At 29.5% G+C, this 20,582-nt stretch carries 23 protein-coding genes; 6 read left to right on the plus strand and 17 right to left on the minus strand.

Features of this window, described 5'->3' with window-relative positions:
- Positions 1-15 precede the first annotated feature (15 nt).
- From AMN95_RS04460 to AMN95_RS04470, 3 genes are read left to right on the plus strand one after another with little or no spacing between them, the layout of a single operon-like run.
- On the plus strand, positions 16-1,233 hold the full coding sequence (locus AMN95_RS04460) for an aminopeptidase P family protein (protein WP_075522764.1): 1,218 nt from the start codon (positions 16-18) through the stop codon (positions 1,231-1,233).
- On the plus strand, positions 1,234-2,346 hold the full coding sequence (locus AMN95_RS04465) for a serine/threonine protein kinase (protein WP_075522765.1): 1,113 nt from the start codon (positions 1,234-1,236) through the stop codon (positions 2,344-2,346). It abuts the gene before it with no gap.
- A 3-nt stretch (positions 2,347-2,349) separates the two neighbouring features.
- The gene (locus AMN95_RS04470; RefSeq protein ID WP_075522766.1) at positions 2,350-2,790 is read left to right on the plus strand and encodes an MOSC domain-containing protein; all 441 of its coding nucleotides are present in this window, start codon (positions 2,350-2,352) and stop codon (positions 2,788-2,790) included.
- Here the strand turns inward: AMN95_RS04470 and AMN95_RS04475 are convergent.
- The gene (locus AMN95_RS04475) at positions 2,787-3,014 is read right to left on the minus strand and encodes a hypothetical protein (RefSeq protein ID WP_075522767.1); all 228 of its coding nucleotides are present in this window, start codon (positions 3,012-3,014) and stop codon (positions 2,787-2,789) included. The genes AMN95_RS04470 and AMN95_RS04475 overlap by 4 nt on opposite strands.
- Before the next feature lie 100 nt (positions 3,015-3,114).
- Positions 3,115-3,678, minus strand: coding sequence for a TetR/AcrR family transcriptional regulator (locus tag AMN95_RS04480; protein WP_072090165.1), 564 nt, complete (start codon positions 3,676-3,678; stop codon positions 3,115-3,117).
- Positions 3,679-3,761: 83 nt separating this feature from the next.
- Between AMN95_RS04480 and AMN95_RS04485 the strand changes: the two genes are divergently transcribed.
- Together AMN95_RS04485 and AMN95_RS04490 are read left to right on the plus strand one after the other, a co-directional pair.
- The gene (locus tag AMN95_RS04485; protein ID WP_218836524.1) at positions 3,762-4,328 is read left to right on the plus strand and encodes an ABA4-like family protein; all 567 of its coding nucleotides are present in this window, start codon (positions 3,762-3,764) and stop codon (positions 4,326-4,328) included.
- Positions 4,325-5,131 (plus strand): hypothetical protein, encoded by an 807-nt coding sequence (locus AMN95_RS04490; protein ID WP_075522768.1) that lies wholly within the window; start codon positions 4,325-4,327, stop codon positions 5,129-5,131. The genes AMN95_RS04485 and AMN95_RS04490 overlap by 4 nt, the downstream gene beginning before the upstream one ends.
- Positions 5,132-5,392: 261 nt before the next feature.
- On the opposite strand, the gene AMN95_RS04495 is transcribed toward AMN95_RS04490, so the two are convergent.
- Both AMN95_RS04495 and AMN95_RS04500 read right to left on the minus strand, forming a co-directional pair.
- A complete protein-coding gene (locus AMN95_RS04495; RefSeq protein WP_075522769.1) occupies positions 5,393-6,877 on the minus strand; it encodes a hypothetical protein in 1,485 nt (494 codons plus the stop codon).
- A 96-nt stretch (positions 6,878-6,973) separates the two neighbouring features.
- Entirely contained in the window at positions 6,974-7,720 is a 747-nt protein-coding gene (locus tag AMN95_RS04500; RefSeq protein WP_179850353.1) for a hypothetical protein, read from the minus strand.
- 145 nt (positions 7,721-7,865) lie between these two features.
- Between AMN95_RS04500 and AMN95_RS04505 the strand changes: the two genes are divergently transcribed.
- A complete protein-coding gene (locus AMN95_RS04505) occupies positions 7,866-8,507 on the plus strand; it encodes a (d)CMP kinase (RefSeq protein WP_075522771.1) in 642 nt (213 codons plus the stop codon).
- Here the strand turns inward: AMN95_RS04505 and AMN95_RS04510 are convergent.
- The 13 genes from AMN95_RS04510 to rpsF form a co-directional block, all read right to left on the minus strand.
- Complete coding sequence (locus AMN95_RS04510; protein WP_075522772.1) at positions 8,504-9,829, minus strand: MFS transporter; 1,326 nt, start codon at positions 9,827-9,829, stop codon at positions 8,504-8,506. The two genes, AMN95_RS04505 and AMN95_RS04510, sit on opposite strands and share 4 nt — an antisense overlap.
- 37 nt (positions 9,830-9,866) lie before the next feature.
- Positions 9,867-10,355, minus strand: coding sequence for a DMT family transporter (locus AMN95_RS05730; RefSeq protein WP_256997948.1), 489 nt, complete (start codon positions 10,353-10,355; stop codon positions 9,867-9,869).
- A 2-nt stretch (positions 10,356-10,357) separates the two neighbouring features.
- Positions 10,358-10,747, minus strand: coding sequence for a DMT family transporter (locus AMN95_RS05735; protein ID WP_256997949.1), 390 nt, complete (start codon positions 10,745-10,747; stop codon positions 10,358-10,360).
- A complete protein-coding gene (gene gshB / locus AMN95_RS04520; protein WP_075522773.1) occupies positions 10,744-11,670 on the minus strand; it encodes a glutathione synthase in 927 nt (308 codons plus the stop codon). The genes AMN95_RS05735 and gshB overlap by 4 nt, the downstream gene beginning before the upstream one ends.
- Positions 11,660-12,955 (minus strand): glutamate--cysteine ligase, encoded by a 1,296-nt coding sequence (locus AMN95_RS04525; protein WP_075522774.1) that lies wholly within the window; start codon positions 12,953-12,955, stop codon positions 11,660-11,662. The genes gshB and AMN95_RS04525 overlap by 11 nt, the downstream gene beginning before the upstream one ends.
- 30 nt (positions 12,956-12,985) lie before the next feature.
- Entirely contained in the window at positions 12,986-13,543 is a 558-nt protein-coding gene (locus AMN95_RS04530) for an HD domain-containing protein (protein ID WP_075522775.1), read from the minus strand.
- Positions 13,543-15,024, minus strand: a complete 1,482-nt coding sequence (purF, locus tag AMN95_RS04535; protein WP_075522776.1) for an amidophosphoribosyltransferase — start codon at positions 15,022-15,024, stop codon at positions 13,543-13,545. The genes AMN95_RS04530 and purF overlap by 1 nt, the downstream gene beginning before the upstream one ends.
- Entirely contained in the window at positions 14,978-15,523 is a 546-nt protein-coding gene (locus AMN95_RS04540; protein WP_075522777.1) for a CvpA family protein, read from the minus strand. Before AMN95_RS04540 ends, purF begins: the two co-directional genes overlap by 47 nt.
- Entirely contained in the window at positions 15,523-17,910 is a 2,388-nt protein-coding gene (locus tag AMN95_RS04545) for an efflux RND transporter permease subunit (RefSeq protein ID WP_075522778.1), read from the minus strand. The genes AMN95_RS04540 and AMN95_RS04545 overlap by 1 nt, the downstream gene beginning before the upstream one ends.
- 20 nt (positions 17,911-17,930) lie before the next feature.
- Positions 17,931-19,349 carry a replicative DNA helicase gene (locus tag AMN95_RS04550; RefSeq protein WP_075522779.1) on the minus strand — a complete coding sequence of 473 codons (1,419 nt, stop codon included), beginning with the start codon at positions 19,347-19,349 and terminating at the stop codon, positions 17,931-17,933.
- Positions 19,350-19,417: 68 nt separating this feature from the next.
- A complete protein-coding gene (rplI, locus tag AMN95_RS04555) occupies positions 19,418-19,876 on the minus strand; it encodes a 50S ribosomal protein L9 (protein ID WP_075522780.1) in 459 nt (152 codons plus the stop codon).
- A gap of 1 nt (position 19,877) precedes the next feature.
- Positions 19,878-20,150: a 30S ribosomal protein S18 gene (rpsR, locus tag AMN95_RS04560; RefSeq protein WP_075522781.1), complete on the minus strand. Its 273-nt coding sequence runs from the start codon at positions 20,148-20,150 to the stop codon at positions 19,878-19,880.
- A gap of 2 nt (positions 20,151-20,152) precedes the next feature.
- Positions 20,153-20,515 carry a 30S ribosomal protein S6 gene (gene rpsF, locus AMN95_RS04565; protein ID WP_075522782.1) on the minus strand — a complete coding sequence of 121 codons (363 nt, stop codon included), beginning with the start codon at positions 20,513-20,515 and terminating at the stop codon, positions 20,153-20,155.
- Positions 20,516-20,582 lie beyond the last annotated feature (67 nt).

Genomic DNA, 20,582 nt, shown 5'->3' on the forward strand with positions numbered 1-20,582 from the left:
TTATTGGAGAAGTAAATGGAAAGACCAGATTTTTTTACATTAAAAAATGGTGAAAAAGTAAAACTTCCTTTCTCAGATGCGGAATATAAAAATAGGGTTTTTAAATTAAGAAAAGTTATGTCTGATAATGATATAGATATGATAATTCTAACTTCCATTCATAATATTGCTTATTATACAGGATTTATTTATTGTTCATTTGGTAGACCCTATGGTTGTTTAATAACTCAAACTAAGATGGTTACAATATCTGCAAATATTGATGCAAGCCAACCATGGAGAAGATCACATTGTGAAAATATTATATATACAGATTGGAAAAGAGATAACTTTTTAAGAGCAATAGTGTCAATAATTGGAAGAAACGATCCACCAAAATCTATTGGTATAGAAAATGATCATGTGACTTTGGATGCAAAAGATAAACTAAATACTATTTTTGGTGAGTCAATTTTTAAAGATATCTCAAAACATTTAATGAAACAAAGAATGATAAAATCTGATGAGGAAATAAAGATAATTAAAAATGGTGCAAGAATTGCAGATTTAGGAGCAGAGGAAATCATAAAACATATTCAACCTGGTGAAACAGAGTTAGAAATTGCGATTGCAGGAAGAGATCGAATGGAGAGGGAGATTGCTAAAGTATATCCAGAGGCAGAATATATGGATACTTGGGTTTGGTTTCAGTCAGGGATAAATACTGACGGAGCTCATAATCCAAAAACCAATAGAGTTTTACAAAATGGAGATATTTTATCTTTAAATACATTTCCAATGATTTCAGGATATTATACAGCTCTTGAAAGAACATTATTTGTTAATGAGGTAGATGAAGCTTCTCTGAAAGCCTGGGAAGCTAATGTTAAAGTTCATAAACGTGGTCTAGAATTGATAAAACCAGGTATAAAATGTTCTCAGATATGTGAAGAGTTGAACAATCTTTTTGCTGAGCTTGGATATTTACAGTATAGAACTTTTGGGTACGGACATTCTTTTGGGATGTTATCTCACTTTTATGGAAGAGAAGCAGGATTAGAATTAAGAGAGGACATTGACACTACATTAGAGAAAAACATGGTAGTATCAATGGAACCAATGATAATGATTCCTGAGGGAAAACCGGGCGCAGGAGGATATCGGGAACATGATATTTTGGTTATAAAAGAAAATACTTCCGAAAATATAACTAAATTTCCATTTGGACCTGAAAATAATATTGTAAAGAATTAAATGAAAAATAAAACAATCGTAAATAGCTGGAACGAGTGGGATCCATTAAAACATGTAATAGTTGGTCGTGCGGATGGTACCTGTATACCTGCACCTGAACCAGCGTTAGACGCAAAAGTTCCTGAAGATAGTGATATGAGGGGTCAATTTGGACCAAGAACAAAAGATACAGTGGATAAAGCTAATGAGCTTTTGGATAATTTTTCATTGATGTTGGAAAAACGAGGAATTAAGGTTGATAGACCAACTCCTTTAGATTTCAATCAACCAACTTCGACACCAGACTGGAAGACTGAAACTATGTTTGGTTGCATGCCTCCAAGAGATGTTTTGCTTACAGTTGGAAATGAAATACTAGAGGCAACAATGAGTTATAGATGTAGGTGGTTTGAGTATCTTAGTTATAGACCCCTTTTAAAACAATACTATAACGAAGATCCAAACATGAGACATGAGTCAGCACCAAAACCTAGATTAACTGATGTTGATTACAGAAAAGATTATTTATCTGAAAAAATTGGTATTCAAAAAAGACTTGAATGGACTGAAAAAAAATATTTTGTAACTACTGAAGAAGAGCCATTATTTGATGCTGCAGATGTTTTAAGATTTGGAAAGGATTTAGTCGTTCAACATGGATTTACTACTAATCTGAAAGGAATTGATTGGTTGAGAAGACACTATAGAAATCACAGAGTTCATGCTGTGAATTTTCCAGGTGATCCTTATCCAATTCATATTGATGCAACATTTACTCCAATCAAAGAGGGCCTTATCATTAACAATCCACAAAGAAGATTACCAAAAGAACAGAGAAAATTATTTGAGAATAATGGTTGGCAGATTCTTGATAGTGCTCAACCTGCACATAATGAACCTCCTGCACTTTGCTATTCGTCTGTCTGGCTATCAATGAATGTTCTCGTGCTTGATCCTAAAACTGTTTGTGTAGAAAAAAGTGAGGTTTTTCAAGCTGATCAATTAGATAGAATAGGGATGGAAGTTATTCCAGTTGAATTAAGAGATGCGTACGCTTTTGGTGGAGGTTTACACTGTTGTACCGCTGATGTTTATAGAGAGGGTGAATTAAAAGATTATTTTCCAAATCAATGATTTATGTCAAAGGTTTTTAAATTAGGAATATCTAGTGAAAATAATAAAAAAATTACTGAGGTAGACCATATAGAGGTATTAGCAAATAAAGGTATTATTGGGGACAGACATTTTAGTGATTATAATGATCCATATTGTCAATTATCGCTAATCGAATCAGAAAATATTGATTTTTATAACTTAAAATATAGTTTGGATATCCCTTATGTAAATTTTAGAAGAAATATAGTTACAAAAGGTATTAGGCTCAATCAATTAGTTGGAAAAAAATTTAAAATTGGAAGTGTTGAATTAGAGGGAATTGATCTATGTCGACCATGCAGGCACTTAACTGAGATTCTAGGTCAAGATAATATTTTAAAAGAATTTTTAAGAAAAGGTGGTTTAAGATGTCAAATTTTATCATCATCTAGAATAAGAGTAGGTGATAAAATTATTTGTTAATCAGGATTTTTTTTTAAATAATCTAAATATTGAACAATTTCATTATATTTTTCATCAGGAATATCTTTGTAACTCATTTTAAATTTGTTTTTAATACATATTGCTACATGAGCATACGGATTTCTTCCTTTTGGATGGTTCGGACTTTCGGGAAGTTTTCCAACCAAATAATCGCCAGCTTCCTGAATAATTTTCCACAGTTTACTTGCGTTTTCTTTGTTCACACACTCACTTTTCTTATTTTATCTCTTTTGTATCTAGTTTGTATCTAGTTATCCTATAAAATCCTATAAATTGTAACCAGTATCAATAGAGATTTTTTAATTATTTAAATGTAGTCATCTTCAAATATTCTTCTAAGTTATTCTTAATCCATTTGAGACGCTTATCTTTATTTGCCTGCAAATCCGAACGTCTCAATATTCCAACTAATCCATGAACAGATGCCCAAATATTGACTGCTTTTATCATAACATCTTTATCAGATGCATTGGGCATAAAATTTTTAACTCCTTGAATTACTCCATCAAAAGCTTCATCAAATAGAGCTTCTATATCGGGATAAAGAGATATATCTAAATCCGTATTCCCAAACATTAAATCGTAAATATATGGATACTTTAATCCAAATCTTATGTAATGAGCTCCGTAACCAGAAAAATTATTGGTTAAATTTTTCTTGCCCTTATTTATTATTTCAAAACCTCTTCGAACCAACTCTGCTTTAAGATCATTTTTGTTTTTTAAATGTCTATAAAAAGCAGTATTTGAAACTCTAGCTTTCTTAGCAACTTCTCGCATATTAACTTTTTCCCAAGACTCAGCGACACAAATATTCCATGCAACCTCAACGAGTTTTTCTTTTAGATTTTTTTTGTGATAGCTCATATCAAATTAATGTTTACAAAGTAAACATTTTCCTATAGTAATCATGTTATCTTAGTAAACATAATAACAGGATTTTAAATATAATGAAAGAAGGTTGGATCATGAAGAAAAATTTGTATCTTAGCGCCGTTTGGTTGATCATAACACTTTTGGCAACTGGCTTAGTCCTGTATTTCTTGCGAAATTTCCTACCCAATGATCTTGAATCTTGGTTCTCCTATAGTGGACTGATTGCGATGATTGGCTGGGTGATCTTGATTTTTGGGCCACGACGTTGGCCGTTATTATCGATCTTGCCGGCGTATGTTTTCCCAGCAGTTCTATCGTTGGGTTACGTGATTTTGATACTGCGCCACTTCGGTCCCGCTGAAGGTGGTTACAATACACTAGCGGATGTAGCGAAATTATTATCCAACGATCATATTTTGCTAGCAGGTTGGGTGCACTATTTGGCGTTCGACCTTTTCATTGGTGCATGGATTTCACGGCAATCAGATGATGCTGGTATTTCACGAGTAGTTCAGGCTCCGATCCTAGCCTCAACTTTCATGTTTGGCCCACTTGGGTTGCTCCTGTTCCTGATGTTATGGAAGGCCCGTAAACTGATACTAGATATCCCTCAATCGATAACAAAAGGAGCTGGACAATGACGACACTGACACTATCACCAAAGGTTTCTGTGACTTCCCGTGTGGAGGATTTGCTCTGGCAGGGTGGTTTAATTATCATCGCGTTCTTGCCAGTCACGTTCCTGGTTTCACTTTATGATCCACGTCAGCTGAACGAAATAAATATTTGGTCGAAACCAATGAAGTTCTATGCGTCGGTTGGACTGCACATGATAACCATCGCCTTCATTGCACGTTTTATTGATTACGATGTTCGGAGAAAATTTTCGGTTTATGTCCTGGGCTGGGTACTGACATTCACTGCGATTTTTGAGTTGGCCTACCTTACTATGCAGGCTGCACGCGGACGTCACTCGCACTGGAACTTCGAGACCACGTTCGAATCCTTGATGTACGCTACAATGGGCATTGGAGCTGTCATATTGATTCTGATTCCTGTAGTAATCGGTCTGCTGGTTTACCGCTACCCTGTTCGTGAGATGCGTCAGGGTCTACGACTTGGTATTTTGTTAGGCATGATCCTCGGATTTTTCACAACTTTAATTGTCGCCGGTTATATGTCGCAAACATACGGCCACTGGGTCGGTGGAGTCAAAAGTGATGCCGATGGCCTGCCAATCGTCGGTTGGGTGCGTAGTGGTGGTGACCTACGTGTGCCTCACTTCTTCGCGACGCACTTGATGCAGATCATCCCTGTGATTGGATTTATCGCTGATCGTTTCTTCCAAAGACCAAGACTTATTGTTGTCATCGCATCTACTATAGGTGTAGGTATGGTCGCTTTCACATTCTTGCAGGCTTTAAGAGGTCAACCATTCATCTGATCAGCAATTTGCTTTAAAAATAGTTATTTGATTTATCTTTTTTGTATCTAGTTTGTAATGTAGTTTTTTTATTAAATAGATGAGTCTTTAAGCGATTTACTTAATATAAATTTTTGATTATCCGCATAAGTACTGTAGTTTGATGTAGCTTAATGTGGAATAATGTGTCCCTCTATTCCCTTAAATAATCTCCAGCTTCTTGAATTAATTTCCATAATCTACTTGTGTTTTCTTTATTCAAATTTTGTATCTAAAGATAATTTAAAAAGAGTGTTCACCTGATGCATTTCCGCTTGCCATATGGTAATGAAATGACATTGCTTGCAAGTCAAATCTCTTAGATTTTGCGATATACCAAATAAATTCGTTTGAAGTTCCAAGCTCATCAAAAAATTTATTATCAAATATTAATGCTTTATTAGGACTTAAATTTTGTTTTATAGATTTTAATAATCCTGATTTTCCATAAAAATCAATAGAAACTTGATCTTCAGAACCTGAATTATTACTAAAACAAATGCCAAGTTTATTTTTATAGGATCTATTAATTAAAACCTGTCCCCAAGATACACCCGTTTTTGATGACGGATTATAAATACTTTCATTAATTAAAGCTGTGCCAATAGAACTATTTAATTCCGATGATGATTTTTTATCTCCATATATTAATTGATGAGCTATCCTAGTAGGAATTTTATCTGAAGAAGATTTGGCTACGACTTTAAATAAACTTACATCAATAAAACCTGAATCTTTCACTAATTTATCAATATCAAAAGAAATTGAATTTTTTGAGGGTGATTTTATTAACTTAACATCACTTTTAAATATCTTATCTCCATTATAAATTTCTATAAAAATCTCAAGTTCTGACGGACTCATTATTGGATACATTATCACTTTATTTAGGCAGTCTTTGAAGTAGGGGTATGTTCTCCTACTAGTTTGATTATTGAAATATTCCTTTACTGTGGAATTATCGTAATAAGAATGATTAGCAGAAAATGCGTTGGTTCTTTTATTAATCTTTCCTGCAAGCAATCGTCCATAGAACAGTTTTTGTTTAGGTTGTAAAATTTTTAATATAGATTTATTTTCATCTTTATTTTTGTAATAATCTGATAAAAAAATATTTTTGTTATTGAGTCTTTCCATTTCAATTGGAATTTTCTTTTTTATTTTACTGTCCTCTTCAAAAAATATTTCTATATTTTCTTTTAGTTTAAATGGACCTGTAGCAAAATTAAAAAAAGTATCATATTCTTTATTTATTAGCACATCCACTGATGACTCATATACATGCACTTGATTAACTTTATCATCCTCAAAAATGTCATTTAATACTCTGTTAAATGAATGAACACTATTAACAAAATCACTTCCAATATGGTTTACCATTACAGCGGGAAATGGAATAAAAAGATTTTTGTCAGAAAAAAATTCAATTATATATTCATTGATCTTTGATGTCTCACTGAATAGATTATCTAAATTAAAGGAGTAAACTCTAGGTTCATTAATTTCAAAAGATAAAGAGTCAATTATAATACCGGCATCATTTATCGCAGTAATTTTAAGAGTTACATCTTTATTATTTCTTTTTAAAAGAAAGTGATTAAGGAAAGATATGTTCGAGGATGCTTGATCAAATCTTGGAACAATTAATGAGCTTCTGTGAACAGTATTTTTATTTTTAAACTTATGATAGTTTTTCCTATCAGCTTCAACATGTAAAAATGGCTTCATATAATATCTAATAATTGATTATGTATATTTATCAAGCATGAAATTAAATATACACTAAGTAAAAATCAAAATTAATAATTTTTAATTTCAGGAAAATTAATTTTTCTGAGTTTTATCAATATCAAAATTCTCCAAACCTGAAGACACTGGAGACTCTAAACTTTCATTTTCCTCATGAAGTTTTAATTTTTCTAATTCTTTTTCTTTAATTCTTTGTTCACGCATTAGTTCTTTTTGCTCTTTAATTTTTTGTTCTCTATCAAATTTCTCTTCCCACTCTTTAATCTTAATATATTCAAGATTTTTTTGACGCTCTTCTTCTTCTTTCATTAATTTTAAAGCTTTATCTTTTCGTCTTTTTTCTTTAATCTCTTTTGCAAGCTGTTCTTCTTCTCGAGCCTTAAGATCAATATCTTTTCTATTTTGCTCTTCCTCTCTTAATTTAAGCTCTTTTTCTTTTGTTCTTAAATCTTTGTCGATAATACCTAAATCTTCGTCTTTTTTAATTAATCTTTTGCTCTCAATTTTTTGAGCCTCTTCTTTAGTTTTGATTTCTTTTTCTTTTATTTTAAGCTCATCTTCTTTTTGTTTAAGTTTATTATTTTCTTTTTGTAATTTTTCCTCCCAAATTTTTAATTCTTTTCTTTCTTTTATAATTTCATTATTTTCTTGAAGTTTTTTAAGTTTGATTTCTTTTATTTTTTTTATTTCTTGGTTCTTTTTGTATTTTGAATATGCTTTACTGATTGATCCAGTTGTTAATGTTGCAAATTTTGAAAAACCTGTAGAGGAATTTCTTTTAAAATTTTGTCTAACTTTTTTTTTCTTTTTTTTAATTGTCATTTTTTTTAAAAACAAAATTTGATCAGACAATTTGTTTTTTTTCAAGAATATGTTTGATTTTTTTTTAGAAAATGTGGCTATATTGGGCACAACTAAAAATTGTTTTTTATTATTTAATATCTATTAAAATAGTCTATTAAACATTATGGTAAAAATAAAAAAGCTGATAATCGCGTGTGACGGAGAGTCTGCAAGTGGCAAAAGTACTGCGGCAAAACTTGTTTCAAATAAATATAAACTTTTACTAATAAATTCTGGTTTATTATATCGATACTGCAGTAAGCTTGTTTTAACAAATAAACCAAAAAACTTATTAGCTTTTCTAAAAAAAAGATTTAGCAATATAACCTACAAATCTATCTCAAATAAAAATCTCCATTCAGAGGAAATTTCAAATCATGTAGCGGTCCTTGCAAAAAATAAGAAAGTTAGAGAAATTGTAAATAAATTTCAATTAAAAATTATAAAAGAAAATAATAAAATTTGTGTAGAGGGAAGGGATATTGCAAGTAAGATTTTATCAAAAAAGCCAAAATATGATGTGGCTTTTTATTTCAAGTGTAATTTAAAAGTTGCATCTTATAGACGTTGGTTAGATTTAAAAAAAACTATTTCATTAGATGATGTTAAAAAATCTCTTCGAAGAAGAACAAATTTAGATAAAAAAAGAAAAAATAGTCCATTAATTAAAGTAAGAGACGCTATACTGATAAGAACTGATAAATTAAATAAACAAGAAGTTCTCTCAAAAATGTCTAAGGCAATTGATAAAGTTATCAGAAGCTAGTTATCTTTCTTATCACTTGTTTCATTAATTAAAACTTTTCCATTTTCAGTTTTTACCTCAGGTTCATCAATTGGTTCAGTTATAGGGTTAAGTTCTATACCTGCTGGCGTAATGGTTTGAGGCATAGCTACAAATTGAGAGTCAGGATTATCAATAGTTTGTCTGACTTTCATTCTATAAATACCAAAAACTCCAATTATAGAGTGAAAGAAAAATAAAAATATAAAAAAACCATTAGGTCCAACGATATCCATAAACAGCGAACATAAAAAAGGTCCACTAATGGCTCCAAGACCAAATGCAAATTGAAGTCCAGCTCCAGCAGCTACAAATTTATCTTTTGAAATATAATCATTTGTATGTGCCAGAATTAATGAAAACATTGGTAAACTAAAAAAAGAAAAAAGAATAAAAAAAATATAAAACCAAGTTTTGCTTGTAGCAAGACCCTCAGGTAAATACATTTGTCTCGAAACTAATATAGCTAATAATGAAAATACAGCAGCACTAAAAGTACTTAATACAATTACTTTTCTTCTATCGTAAATATCCGAAATTTTTCCGATTGGAAATTGTGCAACCGCACCAGAAACTGCCAATAAAAAAGTCACAATTGATATTTCTAGTATCGAAAAATTCATTGATGTTGCATAAACTGCTAATAACGTAAATAGAGCTGATTGTATTGTCCCATAAAAAAGAGAGCTAACCATCCCAAATGGTGATGCCTCATATAAATTTTTTAATGACATAGCTTTTATTTTTTTAAATTTTGGTGGTTTTTTTTTTGTCAATAAAATAGGAATTAGAGCTGCAGATGTAATTACTGAAATTAAAATAAAGGGTTGAAAATTTTGAGGTTTACTAAAATTTAGTAAAAACATTCCTATACCCATACTGCCATAAAGTATAACCATATAAACTGATAGGATACTTCCTCTATTTTTGTTGCTTGATCTATCATTTAACCAACTCTCAGCAACCGTATAAATGCAGACCATACTTATTCCAGTTAACACCCTCAAAACAAACCAAACAAATGGATTGATTAAAACAGAATGTATTAAAATTACTAACGATGCTAAAGATGCGAAAGCTGCAAAAACTCTTATATGACCAACTCTAGAAATAATCTGAGGAATTGTTGCAGCACCAATAAAATATCCAACAAAATACCCTGACATCATAAAGCCTGTAGAAGTTAAACTGAAATCTTCTCTAACAGCTCTCACGCCGAGGAGAGATCCTTGAAAGCCATAGGCCATCATTATAAATCCCATCCCTAAAAAAAGTGCCCAAGAATTTTTTAAAACTTTATCCATAGAAAACTGCCGTAAATATTCGCGATGTATAAATAAATCAAGTCTTAATTGTGACAGTTTTTGTTTTTCTCAGCTTTAAAAATGAGTGGATTGCAATTGTAATTACTATTATAGCTCCACCTTGAAGAGTTTCTATAGTTGGTTGCTCTTTTATGATAAACCATACCCAAATAGGACCAATAATTGTTTCTAATAGAAAAAAGAGGTTAACTTCAGCAGCTTGTATATATCTTGGGGCTATTGTGACTAATACAAAAGGTATAGCAACACACAGAATACACATTAAAGGCACTATTAGCAGATCTTTGCCGATTAAATTAAAAGTTTCTATAAAAAATAAAGCAAAAGTAGCAACAAATAACTTACCAACAACTGCAGCTGGAACTAAATTTTTTGATTTTCCTGATCTGATAGTAACAGCTCCTACAGCTAAGCCTAAAGCCGTTATAAATCCTAGAATATCTCCATAAAAATTTCCTACTTTAAGAGAGTCGAAGAAAATGTAGATTATGCATATAAAAGTCACGATTATTGAAATCCATGTTTTTTGTCAGGAGGCTCTTTTAAAAAAATTGCGCTTAATATAGCTGATAACATTGGTGCGGTTGCAATCATGACAAGTGTATTAGCTACATTAGTATTTTGAATAGATACAACAAATGTGATGTTAGTTATGCTAAAGGTAATAATGTAAATTAGACCATGATACCCACTGCTTGCAAGTATTTTAAAAAAACTTAATCTGTAAATAATAAGCATTCCTAAAAATACTGTTAAGAATGGAATTATTCCTCTATAAAAAACCAATCCCCAAGTATCAACATTTGAAAGTCTTATAAATAATGAGTCGGGAGTTATGAACAATACTGCCAAAAAAGCCATTAAAGAGCCTTTTTGTTGGTCAGTAAGATTTTTCATGCTTTAAGTTCTTTCCAAAATGTTTTTGCAAGGTTTATTTTCGAAATATCAAATAATGTTTTTAATCCTGTTGGAGAAGTTACATTGATATCACCATTGAGTTTTTGATCAATAAAATCAATACCAGCCAAAAATATCTTATCTTTTTTTAAGTCTTTACCTACTAATTTTGATATTTTTTTCTCTTTTTGAGTTAAACTTGTTATTTTAGGTTTAGCACCTTTACTCATATTACTCAAAAAAGAGCCTTTTTTTGGAATTCTTGTAATAGCTCCACAAACTTTACCATTAATTAAAAAAACCCTCTTATCCCCAAAACTTATCTTTGGTAAATAAGTTTGGCATACAATATGATTATGTTTTTTTATAAATTTGTTTATAAATTTAAGTTTGAACTTAGTCATTAAGCAAATATCATTACCTCCATGTCCATGTATAGGTTTTAAAATTATCTTTTTATTTTTTTTTAAAAATCTTTTAACTTCGTAAGTATCTTGAGTAAATATAGTTTTAGGCATAAATTTAAGATATTTAGCAGAGTAAAGTTTTTCAGAAACATTTCTAATTGAGGTTGGATCATTTATTATTTTTACTTTATCTTTTATGGTATCTAAAATAAAAGTTGTGGAAATATACTCTGAATTGAAAGGAGGGTCTTGTCTAATGATAATGAAATTACATTTAGATAATTCTAAATTTTGTTTAGTCAATATTTCATAGAATTTTTTTTTGTTATAATCAATTTTGATAAAATAACCTTTGGCAATTACTTTGGAATTTATAATTGATAGATCTTTAGGATTATAATAAAATATTCTATATTTTTTTTTTTGAATTTCATTAGCTAAAAAAATAGTTGTATCAGTTAAAGGGTTAAGAGAGGAAAGATAATCACCTTGAATTGCTACAATTTTACTTATCATAAAGTTCGTTTAAATCTCTATTTTTATAGAATTTATTAATCATATGATCAGCATTTGTTTTTTTATTATTAACTAATTTTTTTAAATGATTAAGAAATATAGTTTCATTTTTTTTATTTTTATTGAGCACATCTCTTTTTTCTAATCCTTTTTGAGATATATCTAAAAAAGTTGAGGCCCAATAAAGCAGGTCTTTTCCCATTAATTGAGTATTAAATCCTTTTTGTGGTGATTCGATATAAGCATTAATTATTTTATTTTTATCCCATTTTGAAACTATATCATAAATTTCGTCTAGATTTCCGTAAAGCATTCCAATATAAAAAGCTGGTCCTGCACATAAACAATCCCAACCACAGGTATCCATAGATCTTAATTCAATATATTTCTTTAATCTATTTTCTGTAAAGATTGTACCAAGATGATTTGATAAGTCATACTCTGTTGGTAAACGATTTGAAATTTCACTGATTTTTCCATTCATAAAATCACTAAAACTATATTTCTTTCCCGATATATATTTTTCTTTTTCTTGTATAAATAAAATTGGAAAATTCATTACAAAATCTGCGTATTTTTCAAAATCAATTTCTTCAAAGAATAATTTCGGTAATCCACCCCGAGAAGTATTTTGCCATACCTTTGATCTGTATGATAAATATTTACTTTTCTTTTTCTCAACAATTGATGAATTTGCAAATAGAGCAATAGAAATTGGAACAATTGAATTCACAACTTTAAATTTTTTTATAAAATCTTTTTCAGAGCTATAATCTAAATTTAATTGGGTTCCACAAGTTCGATACATCATATCGAGACTTAATTTTCCTCCTAAAGGCATATCCTTACTCATTAATTTGTATCTTTCTTTAGGATTGTTAGGGATTTCATTGAGTTTGGAAATTGGATCAAAACCAGCACTAACAATACTTAAATTTAGCTTTTTTGTAACTTGTTTAAGCTCAAATAAATAATCATGAGACTCAGCACAAGCTTCATGAATATTATTAAGTTTTTCTCCTGATAATTCTAATTGGTTTCCTGGTTCAAGAGTAATGTTTTTGTCACCTTTATTTAATCCAATTACATCTTTTTTTTCAAAAATCGGATTCCAACCAAATTCAAACAAGGCTGAAAACATTTCTTTAATCTTTAAGTAATCAATTCTTTTATTGTCTGCATTATTAAACAGAAATTTTTCATGCTCTATTCCAATTTTAAAGTTTTTTTCATTCTTAATACCAGAATTAAAATATTTGATAATTTGCTCTTTAGAATTAATCATAAATTCTTAAATAGTATTTAATTTATTATTTTAAAGAAAAGAATAAGGCTTTCTTGAAAATATTCTTTTTACCATAGGTGAAAAATCTTCTAGTGTCATGCTTTTAAAATTAGGATCAAAAGAGGCTTGGTCCCATTTTTCACAAAAATTTAATGCATCATTATAAAATTCGTGATCTTTATATTTATCTCTTAGATTTTTATTTTTTCCTAAATGATGAGCATAGTAATACATTTGAAATTCACCATGTTTTTCAATTATCCAATGTGTTTTTTTTGTCACATAAGGTTTAAGAATAGCAGCAGCATATTCCGAGTGGTTTAATGGAGCTAATTCATCACCTATGTCATGAAGTAAAGCTGCAACAACCATTTCTTCTTCCGCTTTATCATTAAAAGCACGTGTTGCTGTTTGAAGTGAATGTTCTAGTCTTGAAATTTTGTAACCTTCCAAAGTTTTTGTTAATCCTTTTAAATAGACCAATATTCTTTCAGCAGTTTTATTGATGTATTCTTTTTCATATCTGTCTAATAAAAGATATTCATCTTTATTTCCATCCTTCATCTGAGTAAAGTTAACTGTTTTCATCAATTATTAGAGTTTGTATTTAATAAAGAAAGTTGAGTAATTTTGCTGTCACCTAATTCATCAATTGGTTTAACAGGATATTCTCCAGTAAAATAGTGATCTGTTAACTGAGGATAACCTCTATCTCTTTTCTCAAAACCAATTGCCCTGTACATTCCTTCAATAGATAAAAATTTTAAAGATCTTGCCCCAATATACTTACAAATTTCATCATTAGTTTTGTTTGCAGCTAGAAGTTCTTTTCTTGTAGGAGTATCAACACCGTAAAAATCAGGATATCGAATCTCAGGACAAGCAATTTTAACATGCACTGCTTTAGCTCCAGCATCGTAAAGCATTTTTACAATTTTAAGAGACGTCGTACCCCTGACTAAAGAGTCATCAATTAAAATTATATTTTTATTTTTTATAGTTGTTTCATTTGCATTCAATTTAAGCTTTACTCCTAAACTTCTTATTTGCTGACTTGGTTCAATAAAAGTTCTTCCAACATAATGATTTCTAATTAAACCGTGCTCAAAATTTTTCCCTAAATGTTGAGCAAATCCTAACGCGGCAGCGTTTCCACTATCTGGTACTGGAACAATAATGTCTGCATCAATATCATTTTCTTTAGCAAGCTCTTTTCCTAAATTTTTTCTGTGTTCGTAAGCTGTTCTACCATTTAAAATACTGTCAGGTCTTGCAAAATATATATATTCAAAAACGCAAGGTCTAACTTTTTTTGGAGAAAAAGGCTTAATGCTTTTTAGTTTGTTATCTTCAATAATTACTATCTCTCCATTTTCAACTTCTCTTAAAAATTTCGCACCAATAATATCTAATGCACATGTTTCAGATGCAAGCACATAACTATTTTTTAGTTTTCCAATTACTAATGGTCTAATACCATAGGGATCTCTTACGCCAATTAGAGATTTTTGAGTAAGCATCACTAAAGCATAACCACCTTGAATTTGAAATATTGCATCTACAACTTTATCTATTGTTTTAACTCTTTTAGATTTGGCGATTAATTGTACAATCGTTTCAGTGTCTGATGTTGTATAAAAAATAGCACCTTCCTCTACAAGCTTATTTCTTAAGTATATTGAATTTGTTAAATTCCCATTGTGTGCAACTCCGATACCACCCGCATTGGTATCTGCAAAAAAGGGCTGAATATTCCTTAAAGTATTACTTCCTGTAGTGCTATATCTATTATGACCTATTGCATAATTTCCTTTTAGTCTTTTAAGAATTTTTTCTTTATTAAAATTATCTCCAACTAACCCGAATCTTTTTTCTGAGTAATATTGTTCGCCATCAAATGTCACAATACCACAACCCTCTTGACCTCTGTGTTGTAAGGCATGTAAGCCTAACGCAGTCATCGCTGACGCATCCTCTATATTGCTGATACCAAATACACCACACTCCTCATTAAATTTTGGATTATAGATCTTCAATTTTTTCTTTGGAATCTTGATAAGTTTTTTCATCTGGAAATTCTTTCAGTAAATAATTACTACCTTTCACTAAATATGAAAAGACATAAGATTTATCTGAATTTATCGGCCATTTTTCATGATTATAAACAACATGTGCGCCTGAAAATATACATACTGAAATTATATATGCTCTTAAAAATCCAAAAAAGAATCCAAAAATAGTGTCTAAACTTCCAATACCAGTATAACTAATAACTTTACTAATTCCTTTATTAACCATTAAAACAAAAAAAATAACAATAATAAATATACTAATACCTAGAACTACGTCTAAAACATATTCGTTATCTAATATATCTGAAAAGTAAGGTTTTATTTTTGGAAATATGATTAATGTTATTATATAAGCCAACAACCATTTAGCCATAGAAAGAACACTTAGAACAAAACCTTTTTTATAGCAACTGATTAAAGATAAGATTGTAATAACTAAATAAATTAGATCAATCAAAGAAATTACCTTATAAATTTTAACAAAAAAATCTAACATTATTTTTTAAAAGGTTTCAAAACTAAAATTAAAGAAGGTAATAAAGTTAAAACTGAAACCATAGCCAACAACATTGCTAAACCTGTGAATATCCCAAAATAAATTGTGGGAATAAACTTTGAAAGTATCAAAATAGAAAACCCAAAAACAATTGTTATTGATGTATTTAAAATTGCTACACCAACAGTAGAGTGACAAGTTTGTAATGTAGTTTTGTAATCTCCTATCTTGTTAAATTCCTCCTTAAATCTATAAATGTAATGAATACTGTTATCTACTGCAATACCTATAGTAATTGCAGCAATTGTAATAGTCATCATGTCTAGAGGAATGCCTAGAATTCCAATTATGCCAAGAATAAAAAAAGCAGCGATGAAATTTGGCACTATACCAATCAAAGATAATTTGATATTTTTAAATAATACCAGAAACATTGTGAAAATTCCAATCATGACTAATCCCAAAGTTAAAATTTGAGATTTGAATAAACTTTGTAAGAGATTGTTAAATAAAATTAATACACCAGCTAATTTAAATCTGTTTTTATCTAAATTAAGTTTACTCTGAAGATCATCTTCTATTCTGTTGATTAAATCATTTCTTCTTAAATCCTCTTGTGAGTCGATTATTCTTAAACTTATTCGAGCCTCGTTATCTTTTATTGAAATATAAGGGTCTACTATTTCTGTTTTTATACTTTGGGGAATTTTAGTATATAAAACCCCCATTTCTAAAGTACCTAGAGGCTTATCATTGTTTAGTTGCGTAGCAACATCAATAATAGAGGAAAATGATAAGACTTTACCAGTCTCTGGTAGACTATCTAGATAATTATGAACATTAGCAATTGTGTCAATTTTATCTTTCGTGAACCAATATTTTTCATTATCGTTTTCATCTTCATTTTCCCAATCTTCGAATTCATCATCATCTTTTAATTGCTCGTTATTTAAATTAGGAAATTTTAAAATAACCTCTAATGGGGTTGTTCCTCCTAATTTATCATCAATTAATTTCATTCCTTTATATATTTCAGTTTTTTTACTGAAGTAATTTATAAAACTATTTTCCACCTCTAATTTGCTAACACCAAAAATACTTATAAGTAAGATAACGCTAGTTATCATAAAAATTGGAATTTTAAATTTTAGAGATATCTCTCCAAGAAGCTTTGTTATTTTTGAACCGTTATCTTTTTTAATAGATATATTTTTGGTAGAAGTGAAACTTAATAAAGTCGGAAGTAAAGTAAAAGTAATTATAAATGATGTGATTAATCCAAAGGTCATCATCCAGCCAAAATCAATAATTGGTTTTATTTCACTAAAAATTAAGGACAAAAAAGCTATAATAGTTGTCAAAACTGTATACAGAATTGGCCAAAACATTTTACTAGTCGTCAAAATTAATATTTCCAAATTAGATTTAGCTGAATTTGATTTTCGAAATTGTAAAAATCTTGTGCTCATATGAATATTCATTGCCATTGTTAAAATTAACATTAATGCAATAAAATTAGAGGAGATTACTGTTACTTTCCAACCAAGTAAGCCAAGTAACCCCATCATTATAATTACAGAAAAAAAACAACTACTTATAGGAACTATTATCCAAATTAACTTTTTAAAGACAAACCAGAGAGTTGCTATTATAAATATTAAAACCCCAAGACCAAAAACAATAATATCACTTTTGATAAATGTCATCATATCATCAGCAATCATTGGAATACCACCTAAATAAATTTTTCCAATATCTTCATAACTTTTTATTACATCTCTAATTTCTGAAATATTGTTATGATTTTGTTTTTTTATTAAATCTTTATATTCTTCAATTTCTCTTCGTGATAAATTTTCAATATTTTCTAAAACTGGCCTTTGCTTGATATTAACTATTATTCCACTTGTCTTTCCATCCTCACTTATAACAAAGTTTCTAAATACTGGACTATTTAGAATTTCTTTAAAGCCTCTCTCTCTATCAATATCTTCATCCTTAAGTGTTTTAAAGGACACTAATCTTTCCTGAAGAGGTGCATCTGAATTATTTAACAAGGGTATATCTAATAATGTGATTACACTGTGAACCCAATCCAAACTTTGAATTTTATATTTTAAGCTTAATAAATTATTTATGGAAGCATTTGTAACCATACCCTCATTTGGAGTATATGTTAGTATCAAAAATTCTTTTGATCCGTATCGATTAGTTATTTCTCTCAAATACTCTAGGTCAGGATCTCCTTCTATTAACAAAGTTTCAGAGGAAGCGTCTAACCTAAAATCCTTAGAGAAATAACCAAAACTAAAAAGTATTATCAATAAAATTGCAAAAACAGACTTTGGATTTTTTAATATTGTACTTTCATACAAATTTACAAACATAAGTTCTTTTATATTGGAAATTAATTAATTTGAGTATCTTTAAATTTGGTAAATCTTTCCTCAAATTCAAGAGTTACTTTACCAATCGGACCGTGTCGTTGTTTCCCAATTATAATTTCTGCTAAATGAGCAACCTCATTCATCTTGGCTTGCCATTCAGCATGTTCTACTGTTGCTTCTCGTGGTTCTTTTCTTTGAAGATAATAACCTTCTCTATAAACAAACATAACAACATCAGCATCTTGTTCTATTGATCCAGATTCTCTCAGATCTGCTAGTTGTGGTTTGTGATCATCACGTTGCTCAACTTGACGTGATAATTGAGATAATGCGACTACGGGAACACTAAGTTCTTTAGCTATAGCTTTGAGACCTTGAGTAATTTGAGAAATTTCTTGAACTCTGCCATCTTTATTAGCTGTTGTTCCTCTCATAAGCTGTATATAATCAACAACGATCATTTCCAATCCATGTAATCTTTTAATCCTTCTTGCGCGATTACTCATAGCCGCAATACTAATTGCAGGTGTTTCATCTATGAATAGTGGGAGTTCAGCTATATTTTTTGATGTTTCTAAAAATTGATCAAACTGTTCATCTGAAATTCTTCCACGTCTAATATCATTTGACCCTATTCTTGCTTGTTCTGACAGTATTCTAGTTGATAGCTGCTCAGATGACATTTCTAATGAAAAAAAAGCTATTGAAGATTTTTTTCCATTGTCTTGAACATATTTTGCAGCATTGAATGCGATATTGGTTGCTAAAGATGTTTTTCCCATAGAGGGTCGACCTGCGATGATAATTAAATCTGAATTATGAAAACCACCAAGTTTGTCATCTAAATCTCTTAGCCCGGTTGGAACTCCAACTATTCCTCCTTCATTTTTATAAGCAGCTGATGCCATTTCAATAGTTTGTTTCATTGCATCATCAAATTTAATTAAAGATGAATTAAAAGATCCTTTTTCAGCTAAATCAAATAATAACCTCTCAGAGTTTTCTATAATATTTTGACCACTTGAGTCCAAATCATTCATTTTTGCATTATCTATAGTTTGCTCAGATATTTTAATTAGTTCGCGCCTCACATACATGTCGTAAATTATTTTGGAATATTCAATCGCTTGTCTTAAAGAAGTAGAGAACTTGGTAATTTTTACTAAGTATTCAGGTACGTTTAAGTCATCTTTTTCATTTTCAAAATAATTCTTTAGAGTAATTGGATTTGCAAGCATCCCCTTATAAATTAAATTTTCAATAGCATTATAAATTTTTTGATGCATTGGGTCATAAAAATTTATATTAGATATCATTGCACTTATTTCATCAAAAATTTCGTTGGTGACTAGTATTGAGCCTATCACTGATTGCTCAGCCTCAATATTGTTAGGAAGTTCTTTAAATTTATCCTGAATAACACTAAGACTTTTTTCCATTATTAGAAAATATATGAAAATGCTTTATTTAAGAATTTAAAAAAAGTGTTGTGGATGAAATTGTATAATTATTGAATAGATTCAGCAGATTTTACATTAATTATTATTTCTGCATCAACTGCAGAGTGCAATGAAATTTTAACTTTATGCTTACCAAGAGTTTTTATTTCTTGGACCGGTTGTATCATTGAAGGTTTAATATCAACCTTGTCTTTTTCTTGAATTAATTTTGCTATTTCAGTTGGTTTAACTGAACCATATAATTCATTATTTTCTGTACTCAATTTCTTTACTTGATACTCTTTTTTATTTACTTGGTCAGAAATCTTTTGAGCTTCAGCTTTTTTACTGTTATCTTTTTTGGCAAGATCAGACTTAATTTTCTCCACTTCTTTTATATTTTCTTTTGATGCGTATAATGCTTTTTTGTTCGCTATTAAAAAGTTTCTAGCAAATCCTCTTCTGACATCTATAATTTGTCCTATCGATCCAATTCTTTTTATATTTTCTAATAAAATAACTTTCATTTTATAATAGTGCTAAATTTCTAGCTCTTTTTATTGAAATAGATAACTCTCTTTGTTTTTTTTGGCTCACATTAGTAATTCTTGAGGGTAATATTTTTCCATTTTCAGAAATGTACTTTTTAAGCAATTTTATGTTTTTATAATCTATTTTTGGTGCACCCTTAACAGACAATGGACAACTTTTTTTGAATTTATATTTATTTGGTTGAAAAATACTTAGTTTAGCAAAATTACTTTGTTTTCCTTTCTTATTTCCACTTTGTCTTTTAGGCATGATCAATTAGTATTTTTCTCTTTTTTTTCAAATTTTTCATTATCATCTTTTTTAGAAAAGTAATTTGTATCTAGATCAAAGTTTTTAACTTTAACAGTTAAATATCTTAATAATTTTTTATCAATAGACTCATTTTTTTCTAATTCTTCAACTACTTTACTTTTACCTTTAATTTTAAAATGAATGTAACTACCTTTCTTATTTTTTTTTATTAAGAAAGCCAAGTTTAATAAACCCCAGTTTTCTGTTTTAACAACCTCTCCCTCATTTTTTTCTACTATTTTTGAGTATTTTTCAGTTAGCTGCCTAAGCTCACTTGGTGAAGTATCTTGTCTAGCTATAATAGTGTGTTCGTATAAATTCATTTAAATTCTTTAATAAAACGAGAGGATATACTATTATAAGTCTTTAATTACAACACAAAAAAAAGAC

This window comes from Candidatus Pelagibacter communis, assembly GCF_001180185.1.
GTDB classification, from domain to species: Bacteria; Pseudomonadota; Alphaproteobacteria; order Pelagibacterales; family Pelagibacteraceae; genus Pelagibacter; species Pelagibacter ubique_F.

Excerpts from the sequence above, each read along its gene's own strand:
- AMN95_RS04460 (WP_075522764.1), top strand. The coding sequence starts at position 16 with ATGGAAAGACCAGATTTTTTTACATTAAAAAATGGTGAAAAAGTAAAA.
- AMN95_RS04495 (WP_075522769.1), bottom strand. The coding sequence starts at position 6,877 with ATGAAGCCATTTTTACATGTTGAAGCTGATAGGAAAAACTATCATAAG.
- AMN95_RS04540 (WP_075522777.1), bottom strand. The coding sequence starts at position 15,523 with ATGTTAGATTTTTTTGTTAAAATTTATAAGGTAATTTCTTTGATTGAT.
- AMN95_RS04465 (WP_075522765.1), top strand. The coding sequence starts at position 1,234 with ATGAAAAATAAAACAATCGTAAATAGCTGGAACGAGTGGGATCCATTA.
- purF (WP_075522776.1), bottom strand. The coding sequence starts at position 15,024 with ATGAAAAAACTTATCAAGATTCCAAAGAAAAAATTGAAGATCTATAAT.
- AMN95_RS04480 (WP_072090165.1), bottom strand. The coding sequence starts at position 3,678 with ATGAGCTATCACAAAAAAAATCTAAAAGAAAAACTCGTTGAGGTTGCA.
- AMN95_RS04485 (WP_218836524.1), top strand. The coding sequence starts at position 3,762 with ATGAAAGAAGGTTGGATCATGAAGAAAAATTTGTATCTTAGCGCCGTT.
- rpsR (WP_075522781.1), bottom strand. The coding sequence starts at position 20,150 with ATGCCTAAAAGACAAAGTGGAAATAAGAAAGGAAAACAAAGTAATTTT.
- AMN95_RS04550 (WP_075522779.1), bottom strand. The coding sequence starts at position 19,349 with ATGGAAAAAAGTCTTAGTGTTATTCAGGATAAATTTAAAGAACTTCCT.
- AMN95_RS04490 (WP_075522768.1), top strand. The coding sequence starts at position 4,325 with ATGACGACACTGACACTATCACCAAAGGTTTCTGTGACTTCCCGTGTG.
- rplI (WP_075522780.1), bottom strand. The coding sequence starts at position 19,876 with ATGAAAGTTATTTTATTAGAAAATATAAAAAGAATTGGATCGATAGGA.
- gshB (WP_075522773.1), bottom strand. The coding sequence starts at position 11,670 with ATGATAAGTAAAATTGTAGCAATTCAAGGTGATTATCTTTCCTCTCTT.
- AMN95_RS04505 (WP_075522771.1), top strand. The coding sequence starts at position 7,866 with ATGGTAAAAATAAAAAAGCTGATAATCGCGTGTGACGGAGAGTCTGCA.
- rpsF (WP_075522782.1), bottom strand. The coding sequence starts at position 20,515 with ATGAATTTATACGAACACACTATTATAGCTAGACAAGATACTTCACCA.
- AMN95_RS04470 (WP_075522766.1), top strand. The coding sequence starts at position 2,350 with ATGTCAAAGGTTTTTAAATTAGGAATATCTAGTGAAAATAATAAAAAA.
- AMN95_RS04510 (WP_075522772.1), bottom strand. The coding sequence starts at position 9,829 with ATGGATAAAGTTTTAAAAAATTCTTGGGCACTTTTTTTAGGGATGGGA.
- AMN95_RS04530 (WP_075522775.1), bottom strand. The coding sequence starts at position 13,543 with ATGAAAACAGTTAACTTTACTCAGATGAAGGATGGAAATAAAGATGAA.
- AMN95_RS04525 (WP_075522774.1), bottom strand. The coding sequence starts at position 12,955 with ATGATTAATTCTAAAGAGCAAATTATCAAATATTTTAATTCTGGTATT.
- AMN95_RS05735 (WP_256997949.1), bottom strand. The coding sequence starts at position 10,747 with ATGAAAAATCTTACTGACCAACAAAAAGGCTCTTTAATGGCTTTTTTG.
- AMN95_RS04545 (WP_075522778.1), bottom strand. The coding sequence starts at position 17,910 with ATGTTTGTAAATTTGTATGAAAGTACAATATTAAAAAATCCAAAGTCT.
- AMN95_RS04500 (WP_179850353.1), bottom strand. The coding sequence starts at position 7,720 with ATGACAATTAAAAAAAAGAAAAAAAAAGTTAGACAAAATTTTAAAAGA.